Annotated in this window: 22 protein-coding genes; 11 read left to right on the top strand and 11 right to left on the bottom strand. The window is 66.9% G+C overall.

Translation table 11 applies throughout. The annotated features are described in order from the left end of the window. The first annotated feature begins 139 nt into the window (after positions 1–139). Positions 140–619, top strand: a complete 480-nt coding sequence (locus QRN63_RS26050; RefSeq protein ID WP_285033744.1) for a hypothetical protein — start codon at positions 140–142, stop codon at positions 617–619. On the opposite strand, the gene QRN63_RS26045 is transcribed toward QRN63_RS26050, so the two are convergent. Both QRN63_RS26045 and QRN63_RS26040 read right to left on the bottom strand, forming a co-directional pair. Continuing rightward, positions 613–1530: an HpcH/HpaI aldolase/citrate lyase family protein gene (locus QRN63_RS26045; RefSeq protein WP_267317062.1), complete on the bottom strand. Its 918-nt coding sequence runs from the start codon at positions 1528–1530 to the stop codon at positions 613–615. The two genes, QRN63_RS26050 and QRN63_RS26045, sit on opposite strands and share 7 nt — an antisense overlap. 43 nt (positions 1531–1573) lie before the next feature. Then, positions 1574–2314: a dienelactone hydrolase family protein gene (locus QRN63_RS26040; protein WP_285033743.1), complete on the bottom strand. Its 741-nt coding sequence runs from the start codon at positions 2312–2314 to the stop codon at positions 1574–1576. Between the two features lie 73 nt (positions 2315–2387). On the opposite strand from QRN63_RS26040, the gene QRN63_RS26035 reads away from it, so the two are divergent. Genes QRN63_RS26035 through QRN63_RS26025 form a run of 3 tightly spaced genes read left to right on the top strand, consistent with a single transcriptional unit; the run spans position 2388 to position 4521 of the window. Next, complete coding sequence (locus tag QRN63_RS26035; protein ID WP_020101908.1) at positions 2388–3188, top strand: thymidylate synthase; 801 nt, start codon at positions 2388–2390, stop codon at positions 3186–3188. A gap of 27 nt (positions 3189–3215) precedes the next feature. Beyond that, the gene (locus tag QRN63_RS26030; protein WP_285033742.1) at positions 3216–3674 is read left to right on the top strand and encodes a dihydrofolate reductase; all 459 of its coding nucleotides are present in this window, start codon (positions 3216–3218) and stop codon (positions 3672–3674) included. Positions 3675–3717: 43 nt separating this feature from the next. Further along, positions 3718–4521 (top strand): transglutaminase-like domain-containing protein, encoded by an 804-nt coding sequence (locus QRN63_RS26025; RefSeq protein ID WP_285033741.1) that lies wholly within the window; start codon positions 3718–3720, stop codon positions 4519–4521. Between the two features lie 14 nt (positions 4522–4535). Here QRN63_RS26025 and QRN63_RS26020 read toward each other — a convergent pair whose 3' ends face one another. Together QRN63_RS26020 and QRN63_RS26015 are read right to left on the bottom strand one after the other, a co-directional pair. Next, the gene (locus tag QRN63_RS26020) at positions 4536–6683 is read right to left on the bottom strand and encodes a DNA gyrase subunit A (protein ID WP_267317066.1); all 2148 of its coding nucleotides are present in this window, start codon (positions 6681–6683) and stop codon (positions 4536–4538) included. Between the two features lie 9 nt (positions 6684–6692). Next, positions 6693–8726 (bottom strand): toprim domain-containing protein, encoded by a 2034-nt coding sequence (locus QRN63_RS26015; RefSeq protein ID WP_285033740.1) that lies wholly within the window; start codon positions 8724–8726, stop codon positions 6693–6695. A 140-nt stretch (positions 8727–8866) separates the two neighbouring features. Here QRN63_RS26015 and QRN63_RS26010 point away from each other — a divergent pair, with 140 nt between their 5' ends. Next, positions 8867–10063: a winged helix-turn-helix domain-containing protein gene (locus tag QRN63_RS26010; RefSeq protein ID WP_285033739.1), complete on the top strand. Its 1197-nt coding sequence runs from the start codon at positions 8867–8869 to the stop codon at positions 10061–10063. 6 nt (positions 10064–10069) lie between these two features. Here the strand turns inward: QRN63_RS26010 and QRN63_RS26005 are convergent, their stop codons facing one another. The 3 genes from QRN63_RS26005 to QRN63_RS25995 all read right to left on the bottom strand — a co-directional run bounded on the left by QRN63_RS26005 (position 10070) and on the right by QRN63_RS25995 (position 13281). Then, complete coding sequence (locus tag QRN63_RS26005) at positions 10070–10459, bottom strand: histone-like nucleoid-structuring protein Lsr2 (RefSeq protein ID WP_267317069.1); 390 nt, start codon at positions 10457–10459, stop codon at positions 10070–10072. Positions 10460–10924: 465 nt separating this feature from the next. Beyond that, entirely contained in the window at positions 10925–12334 is a 1410-nt protein-coding gene (locus QRN63_RS26000) for an APC family permease (RefSeq protein WP_267317070.1), read from the bottom strand. A gap of 29 nt (positions 12335–12363) precedes the next feature. Further along, complete coding sequence (locus QRN63_RS25995) at positions 12364–13281, bottom strand: proline iminopeptidase-family hydrolase (RefSeq protein WP_285033738.1); 918 nt, start codon at positions 13279–13281, stop codon at positions 12364–12366. A gap of 101 nt (positions 13282–13382) precedes the next feature. Here QRN63_RS25995 and QRN63_RS25990 point away from each other — a divergent pair, with 101 nt between their 5' ends. From QRN63_RS25990 to QRN63_RS25970, 5 genes are all read left to right on the top strand, one after another. Then, positions 13383–14150 carry a FadR/GntR family transcriptional regulator gene (locus QRN63_RS25990; RefSeq protein ID WP_267317072.1) on the top strand — a complete coding sequence of 256 codons (768 nt, stop codon included), beginning with the start codon at positions 13383–13385 and terminating at the stop codon, positions 14148–14150. Positions 14151–14224: 74 nt separating this feature from the next. Next, positions 14225–15133, top strand: a complete 909-nt coding sequence (gene dapA / locus QRN63_RS25985) for a 4-hydroxy-tetrahydrodipicolinate synthase (protein ID WP_267317073.1) — start codon at positions 14225–14227, stop codon at positions 15131–15133. Beyond that, positions 15130–16809: a ribonuclease J gene (locus QRN63_RS25980; protein ID WP_267317074.1), complete on the top strand. Its 1680-nt coding sequence runs from the start codon at positions 15130–15132 to the stop codon at positions 16807–16809. The genes dapA and QRN63_RS25980 overlap by 4 nt, the downstream gene beginning before the upstream one ends. Positions 16810–16891: 82 nt before the next feature. After that, positions 16892–17590 carry a TetR/AcrR family transcriptional regulator gene (locus QRN63_RS25975; protein WP_285033737.1) on the top strand — a complete coding sequence of 233 codons (699 nt, stop codon included), beginning with the start codon at positions 16892–16894 and terminating at the stop codon, positions 17588–17590. Then, positions 17583–18188 carry a TetR/AcrR family transcriptional regulator gene (locus tag QRN63_RS25970; protein WP_285033736.1) on the top strand — a complete coding sequence of 202 codons (606 nt, stop codon included), beginning with the start codon at positions 17583–17585 and terminating at the stop codon, positions 18186–18188. The genes QRN63_RS25975 and QRN63_RS25970 overlap by 8 nt, the downstream gene beginning before the upstream one ends. Here QRN63_RS25970 and QRN63_RS25965 read toward each other — a convergent pair. Further along, a complete protein-coding gene (locus QRN63_RS25965) occupies positions 18174–19550 on the bottom strand; it encodes an ABC1 kinase family protein (RefSeq protein ID WP_285033735.1) in 1377 nt (458 codons plus the stop codon). The two genes, QRN63_RS25970 and QRN63_RS25965, sit on opposite strands and share 15 nt — an antisense overlap. Beyond that, entirely contained in the window at positions 19537–20001 is a 465-nt protein-coding gene (locus QRN63_RS25960) for a helix-turn-helix domain-containing protein (RefSeq protein ID WP_285033734.1), read from the bottom strand. Before QRN63_RS25960 ends, QRN63_RS25965 begins: the two co-directional genes overlap by 14 nt. Before the next feature lie 623 nt (positions 20002–20624). Between QRN63_RS25960 and QRN63_RS25955 the strand changes: the two genes are divergently transcribed. Next, positions 20625–21158: a hypothetical protein gene (locus tag QRN63_RS25955; protein WP_285033733.1), complete on the top strand. Its 534-nt coding sequence runs from the start codon at positions 20625–20627 to the stop codon at positions 21156–21158. On the opposite strand, the gene QRN63_RS25950 is transcribed toward QRN63_RS25955, so the two are convergent. Together QRN63_RS25950 and QRN63_RS25945 are read right to left on the bottom strand one after the other, a co-directional pair. After that, entirely contained in the window at positions 21145–21963 is an 819-nt protein-coding gene (locus tag QRN63_RS25950; RefSeq protein ID WP_267317080.1) for a mycofactocin-coupled SDR family oxidoreductase, read from the bottom strand. The genes QRN63_RS25955 and QRN63_RS25950 overlap by 14 nt on opposite strands. Positions 21964–21965: 2 nt before the next feature. Next, a complete protein-coding gene (locus tag QRN63_RS25945) occupies positions 21966–22286 on the bottom strand; it encodes a putative quinol monooxygenase (RefSeq protein WP_267317081.1) in 321 nt (106 codons plus the stop codon). Positions 22287–22421 lie beyond the last annotated feature (135 nt).

Below are 22421 nucleotides of genomic sequence, written 5' to 3'. Positions count from 1 at the left end.
CTGTGCAATCCGTTCAGTTCACCCGCTGTTGCACTGGAACCTTGAATCCGCCCGCGGATTTTCTGCACAGCGCTCACACCCGTGGCTGCTGTCCCGGCTAGGGTGATTGACGTTTGCGTCGATCAGTGAGGAGCCGACCATGGGAATCGCGGACCTGGCGCTGGGAGCCGCGCCGCTGGCCGGCGGCGCGCTGCTCGGGGCATTGGCCGGCAACCTGAAGCCACCGGACGTGCGCGCCGCGATCAAGGCCGACATGGACCTGCTCGACCGGATTCCGGCCGAGCAGGCCGAGCGCCGCGCCGAGCTGCAGCGCACCATCGACATGCGGATCGACGAGGTCATCGCCGCCGTCGATCGCAGCCGTCAGCTCAAGTCGACGGCGATCGGCTACGCGTTCAACCGCGAGGGCCGGCTGCGCGACATCCTGGTCTTCATCATGGCGGTGCTGTTCACCATCATCTGGTGGAACCTCAAGCACTCCCGCACGGGCTGGCTGCCGATGTTCATCGCGCTGATCGTGTTCACCGCGCTGGCCGGCTGGTACGCGCTGCGCGGCATCGTCCGGGCGTTTTCCTCCGTGCTGCACCGCAAGAAGAAAACCGGGGACGCCGCTCAGTAGTGGTAGGTGTCCGACGGCGCCGAGACGTGGTCGGGGTCGTCGCCGAACATCGAAGGGTGAATGCCGTACGCCTTCGCCAGGTCCAGGATCTTGTTGGCGCGGGCGATGCGCGGCAGGTCCGAACCGTTGCGGATTTCGCCGCCGTCGCGCTCGAACTCCGCGAAAAACTCCTGCGCCCAGGCGATCTCGTCCAGGGACGGAGACAGGCCCTCGTTGACCGTCCCGCACTGCTCGGGGGTCAGACAGATCTTGCCGGTCATCCCGAACTCCATGGACACCGCGGTGGCCTCGCTGAGCTTGCGCGAGCTGGACCCGATGGTGGGGCCGTCGATCGCGCCGGGTAGGTGCGCGGCCTTGGCGGCGATGGTGAACCGCGAGCGGGCGTACGCCAGTGTCGCCGGGTTGTCGCCGAAGCCGGTGTCGCGGCGGAAGTCACCGATACCGAAGGCCAGCCGGAACGTGCCCTTGGCCGACGCGATCTCGGTGATGCGCTCGAGTCCCCGGGCGGTCTCCACGAGCGCGACGACCGGCACATTGGGCAGCCGTTTGGCGGTCTCGGTGACATGGTCGACGGATTCGACCATCGCCAGCATGATGCCGCCCACGGACGTCTTCGACAGCATCTCCAGGTCGTCGGCCCACCACGGTGTGCCGAAGCCGTTGACGCGCACCCAGTCGGTGTTGCCGTCGCCGAGCCAGCGCGCCGCGTTGTCGCGCGCCGAGTCCTTGTCCTTGGGCGCTACCGCGTCCTCGATGTCGATGATGACGATGTCGGCGTTGGACCGGGTGGCCGGCGCGAAGCGGTCGAACTGCGCTCCGTTGACCAGGAGCCAGCTGCGCGCGAGTACCGGGTCCAGGCGGGAGCCGTGCTCGTTGGCGTCGGGTTCGTAGCTGCTGGTCTGGTCGTACACCCGTCAATCGTCCCGCACAGTGGGAGTGGGGCCCGCCCCGGGGTTACTTCAGTGCCGCGCCGAATACTCGCTCCATCGCATCCCAGTGCCGCTGCGCCGCGGATTCGTCGTAGGCGCCGGTGTTGTCGGGCACCGCGAAACCGTGTGCGGCCGGGTAGAACTCGACGGTGTGCTCGACGCCGGCATCGGTCAGTGCGCGGTCCAGAATCTCGCCCTGCTCGGTGGTGAAGGACGCGTCGTTCTCGGCGGCGCCCACGTAGACGACCGCGCTGATCCGGTCAGCGCGCAGGTGGGGGCTGTCGTCGGCGTCGGTGACGAGGCCACCACCGTGGAACGACATCGCCGCGGCGACGCGGTCGGGGAGCTTGCCGGCGACGGTGAAAGACGTGCGGCCGCCCATGCAGTAACCGGTGGTGCCGAACTTGTCGCCTTGAACATCTGCGCGTCGGGTCAAATAGTCGAAGAAGGCGCCCGCGTCGGCGGTCATGACATCCTGCGTGACGTTGCGCATCATCCCGAACAGCCGCGCCCGCTCGCTCTCATCGGAGAAGGCAGTGGCCATGTCGAACGGCGCCCACCCGGCCTCGCGGTAGTAGATGTCGGGTACCAGCACCACGTAGCCCAGTGCGGCGAGCTGCGCCGCCATGTCGTCGAAGGTCTGCCGCGGGCCACCCGCGTCGGGGTACATGACGACGGCGGGCCACGGGCCGGTGCCTTCAGGGGTGGCGACGGTGACGGCACAGCTGCCGTCGGGGGTCAAAATCGAGTCCTTGGTGATTGGCATGTCCGGTCCCTCTCCCGTCGCTTCGCTCGCCCCTTAAAGTTCTACTCCTCGCTCCGGAACGTAAGCTGAGGGCGTGGCTGTGCCGACCCCTTATGAAGACCTGCTGCGCCTCGTGCTGGAACAGGGCACGCCCAAATCTGATCGCACCGGGACCGGCACCCGGAGCCTGTTCGGCCATCAACTGCGCTACGACCTGGCCGCTGGGTTCCCGCTGCTGACCACCAAGAAGGTGCACACCAAGTCGGTGATCTACGAACTGCTGTGGTTCCTGCGCGGCGACTCCAACGTCCGGTGGCTGCAGGAGCGCGGCGTGACCATCTGGGACGAATGGGCCTCGGAGACAGGCGAACTCGGCCCGGTGTACGGCGTCCAGTGGCGGTCGTGGCCGACGCCGTCCGGCGAGCACGTCGACCAGATCAGCGCGGCACTCGAGATGCTCAAGACCAATCCCGACAGCCGGCGCAACATCGTGTCGGCGTGGAACGTCGGCGAGATCGCCCAGATGGCGCTGCCGCCGTGCCACGCGCTGTTCCAGTTCTACGTCGCCGACGGCAAGTTGAGCTGCCAGCTGTACCAGCGCAGCGCCGACCTGTTCCTCGGCGTGCCGTTCAACATCGCGTCCTACGCACTGCTGACGCACATGATGGCCGCCCAGGCGGGCCTCGAGGTCGGCGATTTCGTCTGGACCGGTGGTGACTGCCACATCTACGACAACCACGTCGAGCAGGTGCAGCTGCAGCTGTCTCGAGAGCCCCGGCCGTACCCGGAACTTGTTCTCGCACCGCGTGATTCGATCTTCGACTACCAGTACGAGGACATCGCGATCGTCAACTATGACCCGCACCCGGCCATCAAGGCTCCCGTTGCGGTCTGATGCCGTGGGGGCTCGGGGGAGGGCGCGGTGAAACTGATCTGGGCGCAGGGCAACGGCGGCGTCATCGGCCGCGGCAACGACATCCCCTGGCAGCTGCCCGAGGACATGGCCCGGTTCAAGGAGCTGACGCTCGGCTCGACGGTCGTGATGGGCCGGCTCACCTGGGAATCGCTACCGGCGCGATTCCGGCCGCTGCCGGGCCGCCGCAATATCGTGGTCAGCCGGGACGCGGGTTATGTCGCCGACGGCGCCGAGGTCGTGACGTCGTTGCCCGCCGAGGTCGACGGCTGGGTCATGGGCGGCGCGCAGCTGTACGCGCTGGCGCTGCCGTCGGCGACGCTGTGCGAGGTCACCGAGATCGACGTCGACGTGCCCGACGGTGACGCATTCGCCCCGAACTTGGACGGCAGCTGGACCGTCACGTACGGGGAGTGGCAGACGAGCAGGACCGGCTTGCGGTACCGGTTCTGCAGCTACCACCGCTGACCGTAGCCTGCCGGACGGCGCGTGTGCTGGCATCATCTGTGCCATGAAGCGACTGGTGAGTGCTGAACTCAATGTCGACGTGATCGAACCGACCACGCTGGAGTTCCAGATCACGGTCGCTCCACACCCCGGTGCCACGGTCGAGGAGTCGTTGTCATTTGTGTTGGACGGCAACTCAATACAGCCTCGCGAGATAAGCGGGGCGCATGGCACCCGTATTCATACCTTCGATTCGCTCCCGGGCAATCTCAGCGTGCACTACTCCGCGACGATCGCCGGACGTAGCGACCCGGCACCGGTCACGGATTACGACAAGACGATGTATCTGCGGCCCAGTCGCTACGCCGAAGCGGACAGGCTCTACGGCTTCGCCTTAGCGGAATTCGGCCAGCATTCGGACGCCGCAACCCTGTTGGAGAAAATCGCGTACTGGGTCGGGTACAGACTGAACTATGTTCCCGGCTCCAGCGATCCCATCGACGGCGCCGTCGACACGCTGCTGGCCGGAAGAGGCGTTTGCCGGGACTACGCCCATCTGGTCGTGGCGCTATTGCGCGCCGCGAAAGTCCCGGCTCGCCTGGTTGCCGTATACGCGCCGGGCTGTGTCCCGATGGACTTCCACACCGTCGCCGAAGCGCTTGTCGACGGCCAATGGCGCGTCGTCGATGCCACCGGACTGGCGCCACGACAAGCCATGGTGCGCATCGCGACTGGCCGCGATGCCGCGGATATCGCGTTCTTGGACAATCACAACGGCGTCATCAATCTGAACCGCGTCGCGGTCACCGCCGAAACGGATGACGACCTGCCCATCGACTCGGTCCACGAGATGGTATCGATCACCTGACCGTCCCCCGGGGGTTACTCCCCGGCGGGCGTCACGTCCGCTCCCGTGCCCTTGACCGACGACTTCGCACGCTTCTCGGCGCGCACCGCCTTGCCGTTGCGCACGAACCCGGTGGGGGAGACCACCGCCGACAGCAGGGCGTCCTCGCCGCCCACGAACGGGTGGAAACCGACACCGGCGCCGCCGCGGCCCTTGACCGGGATATCGGCGACTTCGGTTACCTTCCAGCCCTTTTCGGATGTCGACAGGATGGCTTCGCCGTTGCCGCAGGTGATCGGCAAAGCGGCGATCACGGCGTCTTCCGGGTCGCCCGCCACCAGCTTCACGCCGGCGACGCCGTTGCCCGCCGCGCCCTGTGGATTCACCGCGGCCGGGTCGATGCGCAGAATCTTGCCGCGGCGCGTCACGAGCGCCAGGTGATAGCCCGGCGTGAGCACACCCGAACACAGCAGCCCCGTGATGTCGGGTGCCACCGGGATGTCGCGGGTCTTGAACGGCAGGCCGTTGCCGTTGGTGAACTTGATGCGGCCGTCGGTCCACACCGCCCAGCCCAGTCCCGCGGACAACAGATCGCCGTGGGTGTCGGAGAAGACGCCCCGATCGTCGAGACGCCAGTTGGCGTTGACTTTTCGCTCCCGCGCCCCGTCGTCGTCGGAGCTCGATGCCGTCGGCGTGCCCTCGAAGTCCAGGACCGTCCGGCGGTCGAACTCGGGTCCGGCGAACAGCTTCGTCGTCTCCTTCAGTTCGTTGTCGATCACCACGCGCCGGGCGTCCGGATTCGACACCAGCTCGGTGAGCTCCGCGAATTCGGCGTCGAGCTTGTCCGCCTCGGCCTGCAGCTCGATGACATCGAGCTTGGTGAGCCGGCGAAGTTGCAGGGCCAGAACATAATTGGCCTGCTCTTCATCGATCTCGAAGTGTGCCTGCAGCCCCCGGCGGGCATCGTCGACGCTGTCGGATGCGCGGATGATCGCCACGGCAGTGTCGATGTCGAGGTGGATCTTCATCAGGCCCGACACCAGGTGGCGGCGCGCCGTGACCTTCTCCAGCCGGTACTGGCTGCGGTGCAGGACCACGGAGTCGCGCAGGTGCAGGAACGCACCGATCAGCTCGCGCACCGTCCACCAGCGCGGCACGCGGTCCTCGTCGAGCGCCACGAGGCTGGCGGCGAACGTCGACTCCAGCGGGGTCAACGCGAGCAGCTGGTCGCGGATGGTCTCGGCGGCGTGGCCACGTTTGGCGGTGACGACGATCCGCAGCCCGTTACGACGGTCGGTCAGGTCGGACATGTCGGCGACACCGGCCAGCTCGCCCGATTCGACCAAAGCCCGAATCCGGTCCTGCACAGTGTTGCTCGCGACACCGGGCGGCAGTTCGGTGATGACGACGTTCTTGCCGTCGACCGACAACGTGCCGCGGACGGTGAGCGCGCCGCGGCCGGTGGTGAGGTACTCGCGCAGCCCGGCGGTGCCGACCACCGTCGCGCCACAGCCCCAGTCCGGGCCAGGGATGAGTTTGGCCAGCCGGTCGTCGGTCATGTTCGGGGTCTTCAGCAGCGCCCGGCAGGCCGCCATGATCTCGCGCGGATTGTGCGCGGGCACCTTGGTGGCCCAGCCTTCGGCGATGCCCACGGCGCCGTTGCACAGGAGCACCGGCCACTGGGCCGGCAGCATCGTCGGCTCGATCCACTCCCCGTCGAACGTGGGCACCATCGGTACCGCGTGGTCGTCGAGTTCGGCGGTCAGCGCCGCGCCGGGGGCCGACAGCCGCATCTCGGTGTATCGGTCGGCGGCGGGGATGTCACCCTGGATGCGCGGGAAAGCACCTTGTCCGTCAATGACTTTCACGCGCTGGAACTCGGCGGCCATCAGCGCCGCGGCGCCGTACATCGACGCGCCGCCGTGCGGGTGCAGGTTGCCGGTGACGGCCGAGCACACCTTCGAGGACTTCTGCGGTTTGTTGCCGGGCAGCAGTTTCGAGTCGTGCATCTGGTACAGCAGCCGGCGCTGGCCCGGCTTGAGGCCGTCGAACGCCGACGGGATGGCGCGGTCGCTGACGCTGTAGAGCGCGAACGTCAGCTGGTAGTGGTTCCAGTAGTCGTCGGCGCTCTGGTCGAGGACCAGGTCCGGATTCTGTTCGGGAACGTCCAGGGTCGAGGTCACTTCGGTCTCCTAGTCCAGATCCAGCGCAAGGGTGTCGACGACGGCGGCCACCTCGGCCATCCACGTGCGCCGGCCCTCGGGCGGTCCGCCGAACAGGGTGTGGTGCAGCTTCTTGTCGGCATCGTCGAGGTGCACGCGAATCACGGTGCGCCGCTCCGGATCCAGCACGGTGTTCCAGAAGTCGTCGGCGTCCATCTCACCGAGACCCTTGTTGCGCTGGACTTCCACCCGGCGTTTCGAGCGGGCCTTCAGCTCGGCGACGGCGGTGTCGCGCTCGGACTCATCCTGGCAGTAGATGCGCTCCTGACCGTCCTTGACCACGAACAGCGGCGGCAGCGTCACGTAGACCATGCCGGCCGCGACCAGCGGGCGGTAGAAGTCCAGGAACATCGAGATGAGGCTCGAGTTGATATTGCCGCCGTCGGGGTCGGCGTCGGACGCGAACAGTATCCGGTCGTAGCGGCACTGTTCCGGGTCGCAGTTGTCGCGGACGCCGCAGCCCAGGATGCGTTCGATGGAATCGAACTCGTCCTTGACCCGGGCCTTGTTCACGGTGAAGCCATAGACGTTGGGCGGCTTGCCTTTCAGCGGGAAGGCCGCCTGGAACGTGGCGTCACGCGCAGCCTTGATGGTGCCCAGCGCCGAGTCGCCCTCACAGAGGAACAGTTCGGCGCCCGACCCGCGGCCGGTCTCGCGGCTCGGCAGCAGCTTCGGTGGCAGCGACAGGTTGGTGCCCAGTCCTTTGGCTTTCGAGGCCGCGCGGGACCGCGCCTTGGCGCCCTCCGCGCTGCGGCGCGCCCGGGCCGACTCCAGCGCCAGCTTCGTCCACAGCGACACCGTTTCGCTGTTGGCGGGGTTCGCCGCCCAGACGTTGACGCTGCGCGCCACGTCCGGCGCCATCGCGACGTTCAGCGAGCGTGACGAGACCGCGGTCTTGGCCTGCGAGTCCCAGCCGACGTCCGGGGCACGGGTGTCGACCGCCAGTGCGGTGACGGCCGCGAAGTCCTGCGGTTCGGGTCCATCCTCGCCCTTGGCCAGGCCCAGGTCCCGAATCCGGGACGCGCGTTCCGCCAGCGCTTCCGTCAGGCCCTTGATGGCTGCGGTCAGGTGCGAGCCGCCGCCCGGGGTGCGCACGGTGTTGCAGAACGCGGCGACCGTGGTCGGCTCGGCCGGTCCGGCGGTCAGCGACCAGCGGAACGGCGTGGGCCCGCGCCCGGTGGTGTACTCGCCGCGGCCCTCGACCACAGCGCGGACCGGGGGCAAGGGCGTGCCGGCCGAGGTGCACATCAGGTCCAGCAGCGCTTCGGTGCCCCACGGGCCGTTGAACGGCTGCAGCAGCGCGGGTGGGACCTCCTCGCCGGGCCAGCCTTCATCGACGACGGTCAGATGCACGCCGGGGCACATCCGGGCGGCGGCGTGGGCGCGCAGCAGCACCTCGGCGATGTCCACGTTGGCGTCGGGCACGACAGTCTGGTCGAACAGGATCCGGACCGTGGTGCCGTGGGCGTCGGGTTTGCGGTTGCCGGTGCCGCGCAGCTTCTGGTTGTCCACGCGGGTGAACTCGGCGTTCGGGTCGAATTCCTTACCCTCGAACGTGCCGGGGTAGCCGTGGCCGAAACTCTGCAGGTAGGTCTTGCCGGCACGGCGCACCGTGACGTCGGTGCGGGCCGAGATGAACACCGCGGCGGCGGCGCCGATGCCGTTCAGGCCGGCGCCGGTGCTGGTGGCGTCAGCGTGGGCCGAGAACTTCCCGCCGGCGCGCGCCGTCCCGAGGGTCTTGACGATGCCGTTCTTGCCGGTCACCGGGTCGGAATCGATGGGCAGGCCGCGGCCGTCGTCGGCGACGCTCACCGAGCCGTCGGCATGCAGCGTGATGGTGACGGTGGATCCGCCGTGGCTGGGATCGGCGACCTCTTCGACCGCGTTGTCCACCAGCTCACGCAGGGCGGTGTTGAGCACGTCCAGGCCCAGGTTGACCGCCGGTCGCAGGCGGGTGTGCTGAACATCGTCGAGTTCGGTGATGTCCGCAGCGTTGTAGCTCACTGCTGGTCCTTTCCGTCAGGGCCGGCCGGTAGCGACCGAAGCCCCAATACAGGGTGTGCCGCAGGAATGGTAGGCGGTTCGGCCGACAACCTTGCAGATCCATGCGCGAGTTTGTCGGTGGTCTGCGCCACGATGTGACAGTGGCAGCACTCACCACCGTCCAGGCCCGTCGCATCGCCGTCGCCGCCCAGGGCTTTTACGAACCCAAGCCGTCCGGGGCGGTAACCCGGGCACACCTGAAGCGTTTGCTGTCCAGAATACAAGTGCTGCAATTGGATTCGGTATCGGTCTGCGTGCGGGCGCACTACGCGCCGGCGTTCAGCCGGCTCGGCTCCTACGATCGGGATGCCCTCGATGCGCTGGCGTGGAGCCACAGTGCGCGGTCGCCGCGCCATCTCATCGAATATTGGGCGCACGAGGCGGCGTTGTTGCCGGTCGACGACTGGCCGCTGCTGCGCTGGCGGATGCGGGAGTACACCCACGGTCGCTGGGGCACGGAGATCGTCAAGCGCAACGGTGAGCTGGCCGAGAAGATCGTCGCCGCGGTCGCCGAGCTCGGGCCGTCGACTGCCGGACAGATCGAAGCACACCTGGAGGCCGAACCCCGCGGCGCGAAGGGGCCGTGGTGGGGCCGCAGTGACACCAAGTGGGTGGCAGAGGCGCTGTGGTCGTCGGGCGTGCTCACCACTGCCACCCGGGCCGGGTTCGCGCGACACTATGACCTCGTCGAACGGGTGCTGCCGGCGGAGGTGCTGGCCAGGGAGGTCTCCGATGACGAAGCGGTCCGGCAGTTGGTGCTCAAGGCGGCCGGGGCGCTGGGCGTGGGGACCGAGGCCGACATCCGCGACTATTTCCGGCTGGGTGCGCGTCAGGTGAAACCTGCTCTGGCGGCGCTGGTGGCCGAGGGGGAGCTGGAACCCGTCATGATCGACGACGTTCCGGCGTACCTGCGCGCCGGGCAGAAAGTGCCGCGGACCGACCGCGGCACGGCGCTGTTGTGCCCGTTCGACCCGCTGATCTTCTTCCGGCCCCGCGTCGAGCGGCTGTTCGGCTTTCACTACCGGATCGAGATCTACACCCCGGCCCCGAAGCGCCAATTCGGATACTACGTCTGGCCTTTCCTGCTCGACGGCCAGCTGGTGGCGCGCGTCGACCTGAAACGCACCGCCGACGCACTGCACGTGGTGGGTGCGTTCGCCGAAGACGGTCAGGATCGCGCGCGCGTCGCCGCGGCACTGGTTCTGGAGCTCAGGTCGATGGCGATGTGGCTCGGCGTCCCCGACGTGACCGTCGGGGACCGCGGCGATCTGGTGGCCGAGTTGGGCCGGCGGGTCTAGCGCCGGCTAGTTCGCGGCGTGGTATGCCTCGACGATGTCTGCCTTGATGCGGCCGCGGGCCGCGACGTCGTAACCGTTGTCCTGAGCCCATTCGCGGATGGCGGCGAGTTGTTCCTTTGCGGACGCGGCCTTCTTGCCACGACCGCGAGCACCGCTCTTCGCGGACCGGGTGCTCGGCTCTGCGACCTTCTGGGTCCGCGTGCGACGGCCACCGACCCTGGTCGCGGCGTCCAGATACGGCGCCAGAGCCTTTTCGAATTTCGCCACGTTCGCAGCGGAAAGATCGATCTGGTAATCAACCCCACGTACCGAGAAGTTAATACGTTCACCGCTGTCGTCGGTGATCTCAGTGCCGTTAATATCGTCCACAAGCTGGACGACAATGCGCTCGGCCACGAATGTTCTCCTTTTATCGGGGGTCGGCCGGAAGTGTAACGATAAAAGTTCACGATGGCACCCCCGCTGTCTTCACCACGCGAAATCACGAGCTGACTCCGCTTTTTTCAACGGCTATCCGGCCGTGAATCGAGAATATTCAATATGCGGTAATTACCACGGCCCCAAAATGATTCGACACCACGCCGGATACTGACGCCGGCAATCCGCGTCGTGCCGGCAGACCACTTCCAGCATCATGCCGAACGGATCCAGTCAGAACATCGGGAAGTAGGGCGGCGGATATTGCGGGAACGGTTGTGGGCTGTGCAACACCTCGCCGCCGGTCCGCTGTACGAACTGATGCAAGCGCTCAACAGCGGAACGGGCCATGACCATAAAGGCAAGGTGCTGCAGCCCGGTGCGGTGCCGCGAGTGCTCTCCGGGCTCGGTGGACGGATAGAAAGACGGAAGTTGTCAGCTTTGCTAACCGGTGACCTCCTGCTGCGGTTCTTCGCCGAGCGCGGGCACGGCGCGGCCGCGCAGTTTGTTGACCAGGAACACCACCACGCCGATGCCCAGCCACACGATGCCGCCGATCTTGGCCAGGGAATCCGCGTTGAACAGCACGTAGCCGATGATCAGGAAGCCCAGTGTCGGCACCACCAGATGCAGCAGATAGTTCCGCGACTTCTTCCGGCCCAGGTAGTACCAAATCACCGACACGTGCAGCAGGCAGAAGGCGAACAGCGCGCCGAAATTCACCAGTGACGAGATGAGCGCGATCTGGCCGACGAAGAACAGCACGAGCACCACGCTGATCGCGCTGACCAACAGGATCGCGGCGAACGGCACCTTGCGTGAACTGACGTTGGACAGGAATGCGGGTAGCTGGCGGTCGCGGCTCATCGAGAACAGCAGCCGGCTGGTCGCCGCTTGTGCGGCCATCGCGTTCGCGAATCCCACCGCGAGGACATTGACCACGAAGAACGCATTCATCCACCCCGTGCTCGATGCCGCCTCGACCAGTTTGAAGAACGCGTTGCCTGCCTCGTCGTCGCTGAACGATGCCCGGCCCCCGGCCAGCAGGCTGGCCAACCAGGTCTGGCCGATGAAAAGAAAAGCCACGATGAACAACGCGCCGACCATTGCTTTACCGGCCGGATTGCGGGTGCCGGTGGATTCCTCGGCGAGGGTCGAAATGCCGTCGAAGCCAAGGAAACTCAGGACGGCGATCGACAGTGCCGCGGCGATCAGCGGAGCGCTGACGGTTTCGGGATTCCAGATCGGCGTCGTGCTCCAGTGCACATTGGGCAGCGAATCACCATTGATGGCCCGCACCGCGATGACCACGAAGATCGCGAGGAAGACGAGCTCGAGTACCAGGAACAGCCGGTTGGCCATCTTCAGCGAGTCGACGCCCAGCAGATTGATGACGGTGTTGACCAGGACGAACACCAGCGCCCACAGCCATCGCGGCGTGCCGGGGAACAGGCCGATCATCGATTCGGCGGCCAATACGTACAGCAGCGTCGGGATCAGCAGGTAATCCAGCAGGATCGCCCAGCCGGCGAAAAAACCGGCGCCGGGATGGATTCCGCGGCCGACGTACGAGAACACCGATCCGGCGAGCGGGAACGATTTGGCCATCTGCGCGTAGGCCGTTGCCGTGAACACCATGGCGACCAGACCGATGAGATACACCAGGGGCACCATGCCGCCGGCGCTGTTGTACACGACGCCGAAGATGGTCCACGGTGCGATCGGCACCATGAACACCAGCCCGTAGACGATCAGGTCGACGGTGGAGACGGAACGGTTGAGTTCCTGTTTGTAGCCGAATGATTCGAGGGCGCGCTGGCCTTCGCCGGTGGCGAGGCGGGTGGTGGTTGCCATGGCAGTCCTATCGGTTCGAGCGGATGGGTTCAGACCAGGGCGTCGGTGGCCGGATCGTGGTTGGCGAGGAATGCGGCGACGACGGCGCGGAACTCGGTGGGTTGCTCCAGGTGTGAGCAGTGACTGGTGCCGGGGAACACGTGGCCCACGGCGCCGGTGATGTGGTCGAGGAACGGCTGCCAGGCGTCGGGGGTGGCCTCGTCGAACTCGCCGGCGATGACCAGCGTCGGCGCGGTGATCGCGGGCAGCCGATCGATGATGCTCCACGAGCGCAATGTGCCCATGACGTGAAACTCGTTGGGCCCGTTCATCGTGTGATACACGGTGGGCTCGGCTTCCATCTGCGCAATGGTGTCGGTCAGGTCCTGCGGCACGGGGACGACGCGGCACAGGTGGCGCGCGTAGAACTCGTCGGTGGCCGCGAGGTACTCGGGATCGTCGACGGTCCCTGCTTCCTCGTGCCGGGTCAGCGCGGCCTCGACGTCGGGCGGCAACTGCGTACGCAGCTGTGCGCAGCCGGCCATCCAGAGTTCCATCGACGCGGGGGAGTTGCAGATGACCAGCGACGTGAGCCCCGGGGGTCGGCGCACGGCGATCTCGGCGCCCAGCATGCCGCCCCAGGACTGGCCCAGCAGGTGGTATTGGTCGATGCCCAGTGCGGCGCGAACGGTGTGGAATTCCTCGACGAACAGCTCCGGCGTCCAGAACTCGGCGGGGGCGTCGGGTAGATGGGTGCTGTTGCCGCAGCCGAGCTGGTCGTAATGGATGACCGTGCGGCCCGTCTCCGCGGCCAGCTCGGCGATGTTGCGGACGTAGTTGTGTGCCATACCCGGCCCGCCGTGCAGGACGAGCAGCGGAAGCGCTCCCGGCGCCGGCGACTCGGGCGTGGTCACCTGGACCCAGGTCTCGTAGTCGCGGAACGGCACGTGGTGGCTGGTAGTCGGCATGGCGGTCAGCATGTGCCATTAATGGTCTCGCTACAAGACCATTAATCGAGATTTAACAATCCGTGTCGATACTCTGTGTGGCAACAGGAAGGGAGCCGGCGATGACGCATCTCCACGGTGTGGACGCCCCCGGCCTACTCGACCGTGAGCTCGAATCGTCGACCCGGGTCGACGAGATCACCGACCGGCTGGTGACCGCCATCGCCATCGGCGAATACCTGCCGCATGCCCGGCTGCCCGCCGAACGCGAGCTGGCCGCGTCGCTCCGTGTCGGCCGGATGACGGTGCGCGCCGCGCTCGCCCGGTTGGTGGACCGCGGTCTGGTGGAGACGCGGCGGGGCCGTGGTGGTGGCTCGTACGTGTTGCAGCAGTGGCCGGACTCGTCCACGGAATCGGTGGTCCGCACCCTGCGGATGCGGGTCGACGAAATTCGCGACCGGTGTGACGCGATCTGCCGGGTCCACGGCGCGGTGAGCCGGGCCGCGGCAGAATCGCGGACCGACGGCGACATCGACGTGCTGCGGCGGTGTCTCGATGACTACCGCCGGGCCGACAGTGGATTGGCCGCTCAGCAGGCCGACAGCGCCCTCCACCTCGCGATCATGGATGCCGCCCACAACGCCGTTCTCAAACAGGTGCTGCTCGACCTGGAAGCGTCGGTCAGCATCGGCGCCCCGGCGCACGTGTGGGGCGAGCCGGTGACGATGCGGGAGATGGAGCTGCGCGCGCTGGGTGAGCACACGACGCTCGTCGACGCCATCGCCGAAGGCCGTGGCGATCACGCCGAGGCGCTGGCGCGTGCCCACGTGGCCATAGATTTCGAGAACATCTCGGCGGCGATGCGCCGTGCCGGGATGCTCATCGACTGAGCCCGTCACCCGGCGCCACCCGGTGTAACAGCGGGCGGCGGTGCGAAACCGGGTAGAACCAGCGGGTAATCTTGTTGCCCGTGAGCACCAGCGGAATTGATGTCAGCGCACGTGTGGGCACCGTGCTGACTGCCATGGTGACGCCGTTCGGCCCGGACGGCTCGCTTGATCTGGTCGGCGCCAAGAAGGTAGCCAAGTACCTGGTCGATTCCGGCTGCGACGGCCTGGTCGTCTCGGGTACCACCGGAGAGTCGCCGACCACCACCGACGACGAGAAGATCGCGCTGCTCGAGGCGGTTCTCGAAGAGGTCGGTGACCGCGCCCGCGTCATCGCCGGCGCCGGCAGCTACGACACCGCGCACAGCGTGCACCTGGCGAAGGCCAGTGCCGCCGCCGGTGCGCACGGTCTGCTCGTGGTCACCCCGTACTACTCGAAGCCCCCGCAGTCGGGCCTCGTTGCACATTTCAGCGCGGTCGCCGATGCCACCGAGCTCCCCAACGTGCTCTACGACATCCCGCCGCGGTCGGCGGTCGCGATCGAGTGGGACACCATCCGCGCCCTGGCGCCGCACCCGAACATCGTCGCCGTCAAAGACGCCAAGGGTGACCTGAACGGTGGCGCCGCCATCATGGCCGAGACCGGTCTGGCCTACTACTCGGGCGACGACACCCTGAACCTGCCGTGGCTCGCCATGGGCGCCGTCGGATTCGTCAGCGTGTGGGGCCACGTGGCCGCCGGTCAGCTGCGGAACATGTTGTCGGCGTTCAACTCCGGTGACATCGCCACCGCCCGCAAGATTCACGTCGGCCTGAACCCCCTGGGCGACGCGCAGAACCGGCTGGGAGGCGTGACGATGTCGAAGGAAGCGCTGCGGCTGCTGGACATCGAAGCCGGTGATCCGCGGTTGCCGCAGGTTCCGGCCACGCCCGACCAGGTGGCGGCGCTCGCCGCGGATCTGCGCGCAGCATCGGTGCTTGCGTGACCAGACCCGACTTCGCGCCGCCCGGCCCGTTGGAGCCGGGCGGTCTGCGTGTGACGGCCCTGGGCGGTATCAGCGAAATCGGCCGCAACATGACCGTTTTCGAGCACCTGGGCCGGCTGCTCATCATCGACTGCGGGGTGCTGTTCCCGACGCACGATGAGCCGGCCGTCGATCTGATCCTGCCGGACATCCGGCATATCGAGGATCGGCTGGCCGACATCGAGGCGCTGGTGATCACCCACGCGCACGAGGACCACATCGGCGCGATTCCGTATCTGCTCAAGATGCGGCCCGACATCCCCGTGGTGGGTTCGCGGTTCACGCTGGCCCTGGTGGCCGCCAAGTGCCGGGAGCACCGGCTCAAGCCGAACATGCAGATCGTCGCCGAGGGACAGCGCAGCACCCACGGGGTGTTCGAGTGCGAGTACTTCGCGGTCAACCACTCGATTCCCGACGCCCTCGCGATCGCCGTGCACACCGGCGCCGGCACGGTGCTGCACACCGGTGACATCAAGCTCGACCAGCTGCCGCCGGACGGCCGGCCCACCGACCTGCCGGGGATGTCCCGGCTCGGCGAACAGGGCGTCGACCTGTTCCTGTGCGACTCGACCAACGCCGAGATTCCCGGCGTCAGTCCCTCCGAGAGCGAGGTCGGCCCCAATCTGCACCGGCTGATCCGCGGCGCGGACGGCCGCGTCATCGTGGCGTGCTTCGCCTCGAACGTCGACCGCGTGCAGCAGATCATCGACGCCGCCGTGGCGCTGGGCCGCAAGGTCTCGTTCGTCGGCCGCTCGATGGTCCGCAACATGGGGATCGCCAAGGAGCTCGGCTTCCTCAACGTGGACGACGATGACGTCATCGACATCGGCGCGGCCGAACTGCTGCCGGCCGACCGGGTCGTGCTGATCACCACCGGCACCCAGGGCGAGCCCATGGCGGCGCTGTCCCGGATGTCCCGCGGCGAGCACCGAAGCATCACGTTGACCGCCGGCGACCTGATCATCCTGTCCAGCTCGCTGATCCCCGGCAACGAGGAAGCGGTCTACGGCGTGATCGACTCGCTGGCCAAGATCGGCGCCCGCGTCGTCACCAATCAGCAAGTGCGCGTGCATGTTTCGGGCCACGCTTTTGCCGGCGAGCTGCTGTTCCTGTACCGCGGCGTGCGGCCACGCAATGTCATGCCGGTGCACGGCACCTGGCGGCACCTGCGCGCCAATGCCAAACTCGCGATCCGCACCGGTGTGCCGGAGGAGAACGTCGTCCTCGCCGAGAACGGCGTCAGCGTCGACCTGATCAATGGGCAGGCCCGCATCGCCGGCGCCGTGCCGGTCGGCAAGGTGTTCGTCGACGGTCTGGTCCTGGGTGATGTCGGTGACGCGACGTTGGGCGAAAGGCTCACGCTGACTTCGGGTTTCATTGCCGTCACCGTGGTACTGAGCCGTGAGACCGGCAAGCCGGTGGCCCCCGTGCACCTGCACTCGCGCGGCTTCTCCGAGGACCCGAAGGCTCTCGAGCCGGCCGCTGAGAAAGCGCAGGCAGCGCTGGAAACCCTTGTCTCCGAGCAGGTTACCGACTCCGCACGCATCGCCCAGGCGGTGCGGCGGGCCGTCGGCAAATGGGTCGGCGAGACCTACCGGCGCCAGCCGATGATCGTGCCGACGGTGCTCGAAATATAGGCCCGCGACAATAATTCGGCGCAGTGGATCGGTGCGAGGGAAACCTTCATTCCGGACGCGCTGTACCACTAAACTCGGCCCGGTGTCGTTGCCGCGGGGGGATCAAGCCTCTGAGCGCCGTGCGCGCGGCCGGCCGGCCAACGCCGATTTGCGAGCCGCCAGGCGCAAGGAGATCGTGCGGTCTGCCTACGCGGTGCTGACCGATCGGGGCTACGACCAGACGACGATGTCGGATATCGCCCGCCACGCCCACGTCGGGCAGGGCACCCTGTACCGGTACTACCCGAGCAAACGGGAACTGCTCGACGACGTTTTCGACTACGCGGTCACCAAAGCTGCGCGGGCGCTCAGGATCGGTTCGCTGGCGAGCCTCGACCTGACCGACTACCACCAGGCGATGGAGCTCATCGCGGTATTCGGGACCCGCATGTTCGATCTCGTCGATGAAGATCCTGCGATCGTCCGGCTGCTCACGGTGGAAAGCAGCGCGATCGATCCCGAGTTGAGGTTCCGGGTCAGCGGGCTCTTGTCGACAGTGGATGTCGCCTTTGCACGGTTGTTCGAGTCGGCCAACCCCGACTACGCCTCGGCGGACCACCGCGCCACGTGGGCATTGCTGGGCCGCTTGGTGATCGGGTTGTCCGGTCCGGGGTTGCTGATGTCCCTGCGGGGCGATACGGCGGCCGAGTCGCGCGCGACGTTCCTTTCAGCGATCTCGGCGATCGCCGATCGGGGATTGCTGACCGAGGAAGCGGCGGGTGAGGAGCCCCTCGATGCCTGAGAGAGCTGACCAGTTGTACGCGGCGGCCACCGACTTGTTCATCGAGCGTGGATACCGAGATGTTGACGTCGCGGACATCACCGCTCGCTGTGGGGTCAGCCACGGCACCTTCTACAACTACTTCCGCAGCAAGCGAGACCTCCTGGAGTCCGTCCAGTCTCGGACGGTCCAGGAGCTTTCGGCCGCGGTCGCCGGTGAGCGTGAGGCGACTGCGTGGACCAGCCGCACCGAGTACGTCGCCGAGTTCACCGACCGGGCGCGCCGGGCCGTGACCTACATCGCGAAAAACCGCGCGCTGGTGTCGTTCGTGGCGATCGCCGCGCCCGGCGTGGACGAGCGGGCATACGAATCGGTGGTTGCCGCCTACGACGAACTCGGTGCGCAGGTGACGGCATTCCTGGAGGCCGGACGCCGACAGGGATGGATTCGCGACAGTGTCGACCTGCGCGTTGCGGGGCAGGCGGTGGTGTCGTGTGTGTTGATGGCGACGTTTCCGATGCTTGTCGGTGACGGCACCGATGTCGATCCGGAGCCGATCGCGCAGGCATGCGCAGCGTTTCTGCTGGGCGGGCTGCGCCGGGTACTACCGGGCTCGTGAGCGCCAGCGGTCGATCTGCTGTCCCATCTCGGTCGCGGGCTCGGCGTCCAGGGCCCATTCCGAAGCGATGTCGTGCCAGCGGCCCCGTGCCTGCAGCGTGCCCAGCAGTGCACACACGCTCATCTCCGTCCGGCGTGAGAACGCGTGCGCGCTGCGCATGCGCTGCTTGAATATGCCTGACCGGTAATCAGATTGGGGCAGCATCGCCTGTGCCAGCGCTCTGTAGGCGACCTTGTCGGTGACCTGGACCAGCCCCGGAGTGAGATACCAGCCGGCCACCGCGCGCATGTATTGCAATGCCATCTCCGGGGGCAGCGCCTCGGCGTCGACGATGAATCCCGCCACGCTGGCCAGTCGGTGCGCGGTGTGGGCGTCGCCGCGCATGACCGCCGCGAGTACGGACCGCTCGAGATCGACCTCGTCCCTGTTCATCCGGACGTACAAGCCGAAATCGAGGAAACCGACCCGGTTGTCCGGCAGGCGCAGAATGTTGCCCGGGTGCGGGTCGGCGCAGAACTCGCCGCTGCCATAGATGTTGGCGCAGTAGAAGCGGAAGACGGCCTCGCCGATGTGGTCGCGCACCGTCTGTTCGACGTCGGCGAGGTGATGAAGTTGGGTGCCGTCCAGATACTCGGTCACCAGGATGCGTTCGGTGCACAACTCGTTGATCGGTTCGGGGATCACGAACACGGGATGATCGCGATGAGCTTCGTAGACCGCGCGGTGGTTGGACAGCTCCTGGCGGTAGTCGAGCTCTGCGGTGATCTGCCGGCTGACCTCGGCTACCACCGCCTGCAGTCCCCTGACCGGATAGGCCCTGGCGCGGAGCCGGACCAACAGGGCCAGGTTCTTGAGGTCTGCGCGGACCGCACTACGCGCCCACGGGTATTGGACTTTGACCGCCACCTCGCGACCGTCGACAAGCGTTGCGCGGTAGACCTGCCCCAGCGAGGCCGTGGCCAGTGGTTCGGGGTCGACGGCGCGTACCCGGTCGCGGAGTGCACCCCACTCGGAGTCCAGCAACCGGAACATCACCGCGTTGTCGACGGCGGGGGCTCGGCTGAACAACGGCGAAAGCCGGCGGGAGAATTCGTCTCGGGTCTGTGCAGAACTGAGGCCGAAGTTGAGCAGCGAAAGCAGCTGGCCGAGCTTCATGGCCGCGCCCTTCATGGTGCCCAAGGTCGCGGCGAGGTCGTCTGCCAAGCGCAGCATCTGCTCGTCGCGGGCCTGCGCTTTCTGCTCCTCGGACAAAAAGGGCTGGCGAATCGCGCTCGTCGCCCGGCGCGCCGCGGCGCGGACGGCGACCTGCCCGACGCGCGCGCCGCGCGCGGCGCGGTCGGTGGGTCGATCACCAGGTGTCAATGTGGCCCGCCTTGACATCGATGGACACGGCGCCCAGTCGAGTCCCTCCTGGAAGGTGTACAACCGACTTGCCGGGATCGGCAAGGGAATCCGCAGACTCGAGCACGGCCTCGCGGGCGCTTGGGGGCAGCGTGAGAAGAGCGGTGGTGACGGCACGCACGGTCTCGTTACGGGCGAGCCGCAGCCAACTCAATTCGTTTTCGAGAGCACGGGTGTAACCGGAGTCTGCGCCGTCGAGGTATTCGGTTCGGACGCCGAAGAATTCGGCCAGCATCTGCACTGTTTGCGGTGACGGGCGGGAGCGTATCCCACGGCGCAGTTGCGAGAGATACGGGTCGGACAAGTCGTAGCCGCGGCGAGCCAGCGTTTGCGTCACTTCGCTGTTCCGATACGGACCCCGCGACGGTGGATGAATGCTGTCGAAGAGATGGTTGAGCCGCTCGGCGAACAACTCGGTGTTACCCGCAGGCTTCCGCGGGCGCCTTCTGCTGTACATGTCGTCCCCCCAAATGGTGTTGCCTGGTTCCGGCCGTGCTGCGCACGTGCGGGAACCGCGTGGCCGGGTAGTGGCCGCTTGGGGGAGCGTTTTCGGGCCGGGTAGTCGTAGTGCGAATGTTCGCCGATGTACCTGGACCGTGAACGTTAGCTCACGATCCAGGACTTCGCTACAAATGCCGATGGATGAAGGGTTGACACGTCAGTCCGTTATATGTAATTCTCGGCTGGAAAGCAGAGTCGGATCAGCTTGGGGGAGTTTGTACCGGTCTGTGCGCTGGGAGGGGTGGAGGTGCATGGTGGACTGCGGGGTGTCCACCGCGCTGTGAGATGTTTGACTGTGTGTTCGCTGTGAATAGCTACAGCGCATATGCAGTGCCGAGCTTGATCGTTGCTGAAGTCGCGCCGCGGTCGGTCAAAGGGTCCCGTCGTTGAACCGGCGGCCGCGCCCAGGTGCGCAGGGTTGGCAAGGGACGCTGCTGAGCAGCTTCTCGACGAGTCGACGAGCCCGGCCACGCAAAGCGACATCACAAACCGGGGGGAACGGCTGCCGATTGCGGCAGCGGAAGGGGTTTCGCTGTGGGGGTCACGACGAACGAAATGCTGCTGTGCGATGGCGAGATTGCGCCGGACGGCAGCGTGGTGGTGATTGAAGATGTTGGCGCCAACGGCCTTTCGGGCATCTACGTGCACCCCGATATGGACGGTGACGGAGGTATCGCCCGGGCGCTGTGGGTGCACACCATGAACGTCCACGAATGCGAACTTGCGGGCAGAATGGTGCGGGTGCGGGTGTATTCGGGTGCGGATCCGCACGCGCTCGGCGTGCCGGTGTTCGACGGGCAGCTCGACATCGCCACCGGAGTCATGGCGTTGGGGGATCGGCACAATCGCACCCGCCAACTCCTTGTCGGTGCTCCGCAGGTTGTCCGAGTCAGCGTGTTCCTCGGTAACGAGATCGAGACCGTTCAGTTCGGCGATTGCGAAAGTCGTTATCCGGTATCAGGTCCGAGCGAAGTCAATGTGCTGCTGCACGGAGAAACCGGCTTTGTTCCTGTGCTCGGATACCGGCAGCCGTGGTGGGGCCGGCTGGGTCGCGTCAGCGCTTGTTGACGAAGCCGGCGTCCACCGGCAGCGTCACGCCGGTGATGTACCGTCCGGCGTCCGACACCAGCCACGCCACGGTGTTGGCGATGTCCTCGGCCTCGAGCACCTGCACCGGCAGGGCATTCGTCATGTCCGGCCCGGCCTTGGTTTCTTCGCTCAACTGACTCAACCACTTCCGGGTGAACTCGTTGTCGATCATCGGGGTGTCCACCCCGGCCGGATGGATCGAGTTGACCCGGATGTTATGCGAGGCAAGCAGATTCGCGTACACCCGCATCAGACCGACCATGCCGTGCTTGGCGGCGGCGTAGCCCACCGACCCGGCCATCGGTGAGGCCAGCCCGACCAGTCCGGCCACCGAGCTGATCAGCACGATCGATCCACCGTTACCGGCCTTGACCATGGGCCGCATCGCCACGTCGAGCGTGTTGTAGACGCCCGTGAGGTTGACGTCGATGACGTCCTGCCAGGCGTCCGCACCGGCCATCGGCGCGATCCCGGCGTTGGCGATGACGATGTCCAACCGCCCGCCGAGTTCTTCGACGCCGGCCGTGAGCGCGGACTTGAGCGCGTCGCGGTCGCGGACGTCGGCCTGACCGGCGACGATCCGCGCGCCGTTGTCCTGGACCAGCTTCACCGTCGCGGCCAGATCGTCGGGCGTGGCCATGGGGTAGGGGACCGACGCGATCTGGTCGCACAGGTCGACGGCGATGATGTCGGCGCCCATCGACGACAGCTTCACCGCATGCGCGCGGCCCTGGCCACGCGCCGCGCCGGTGATGAAGGCGACCTTGCCGCTCAGCTCACCCATGTTCACTGCCCCCGCAGCCGGCCCTTGGCCGGATCGCCGGCGACCACGGGAGCCAGCATCTTGATGTCGGGAGCACCGTCGAGGTGCTCGCCGATGGCGCCGAACAACTTGCCGATGGCCGGGGCGGTGCTGTGGGTCTTGATGGCGTCCGCATCGGCCCACTGCTCGACGAACACGAAGGTGCCGCCGTCGGCCTCGTGGAGCGAGTAGAGCTCACAGCCCGGTTCGGCGTGGACGGCGTCGACGGCCTCGACGCACGCGGCGCGGACCAGGTCGACGGACTCGGGCTTGGCTTTCATGGTGGCGACGACAACGACGGGCATGGAGACTCCTCGATAGCTAGCTGACCTAGACAGGTGTCCACGTTAGACCGGTGCACGAAGGGCGTGTGACGTGGCTCCCACTGGTTCGTGACCAGCAGATATCCGGGTGCAGCCGTGACCCAAGCGTTACTTGTG

This window comes from Mycolicibacterium sp. lyk4-40-TYG-92, assembly GCF_030209435.1.
Taxonomy (GTDB): Bacteria; Actinomycetota; Actinomycetes; order Mycobacteriales; family Mycobacteriaceae; genus Mycobacterium.
Note: the sequence above shows the minus strand (reverse complement) of the source record. Positions and strands in the feature narration are given on the sequence as shown.

Coding starts and splice junctions, on each gene's coding strand:
- QRN63_RS26050 (WP_285033744.1), top strand. CDS start 140: ATGGGAATCGCGGACCTGGCGCTGGGAGCCGCGCCGCTGGCCGGCGGC.
- QRN63_RS25970 (WP_285033736.1), top strand. CDS start 17,583: ATGCCTGAGAGAGCTGACCAGTTGTACGCGGCGGCCACCGACTTGTTC.
- QRN63_RS26040 (WP_285033743.1), bottom strand. CDS start 2,314: ATGCCAATCACCAAGGACTCGATTTTGACCCCCGACGGCAGCTGTGCC.
- QRN63_RS26000 (WP_267317070.1), bottom strand. CDS start 12,334: ATGGCAACCACCACCCGCCTCGCCACCGGCGAAGGCCAGCGCGCCCTC.
- QRN63_RS26025 (WP_285033741.1), top strand. CDS start 3,718: ATGAAGCGACTGGTGAGTGCTGAACTCAATGTCGACGTGATCGAACCG.
- QRN63_RS25990 (WP_267317072.1), top strand. CDS start 13,383: ATGACGCATCTCCACGGTGTGGACGCCCCCGGCCTACTCGACCGTGAG.
- QRN63_RS25995 (WP_285033738.1), bottom strand. CDS start 13,281: ATGCCGACTACCAGCCACCACGTGCCGTTCCGCGACTACGAGACCTGG.
- QRN63_RS25945 (WP_267317081.1), bottom strand. CDS start 22,286: ATGCCCGTCGTTGTCGTCGCCACCATGAAAGCCAAGCCCGAGTCCGTC.
- QRN63_RS25950 (WP_267317080.1), bottom strand. CDS start 21,963: ATGGGTGAGCTGAGCGGCAAGGTCGCCTTCATCACCGGCGCGGCGCGT.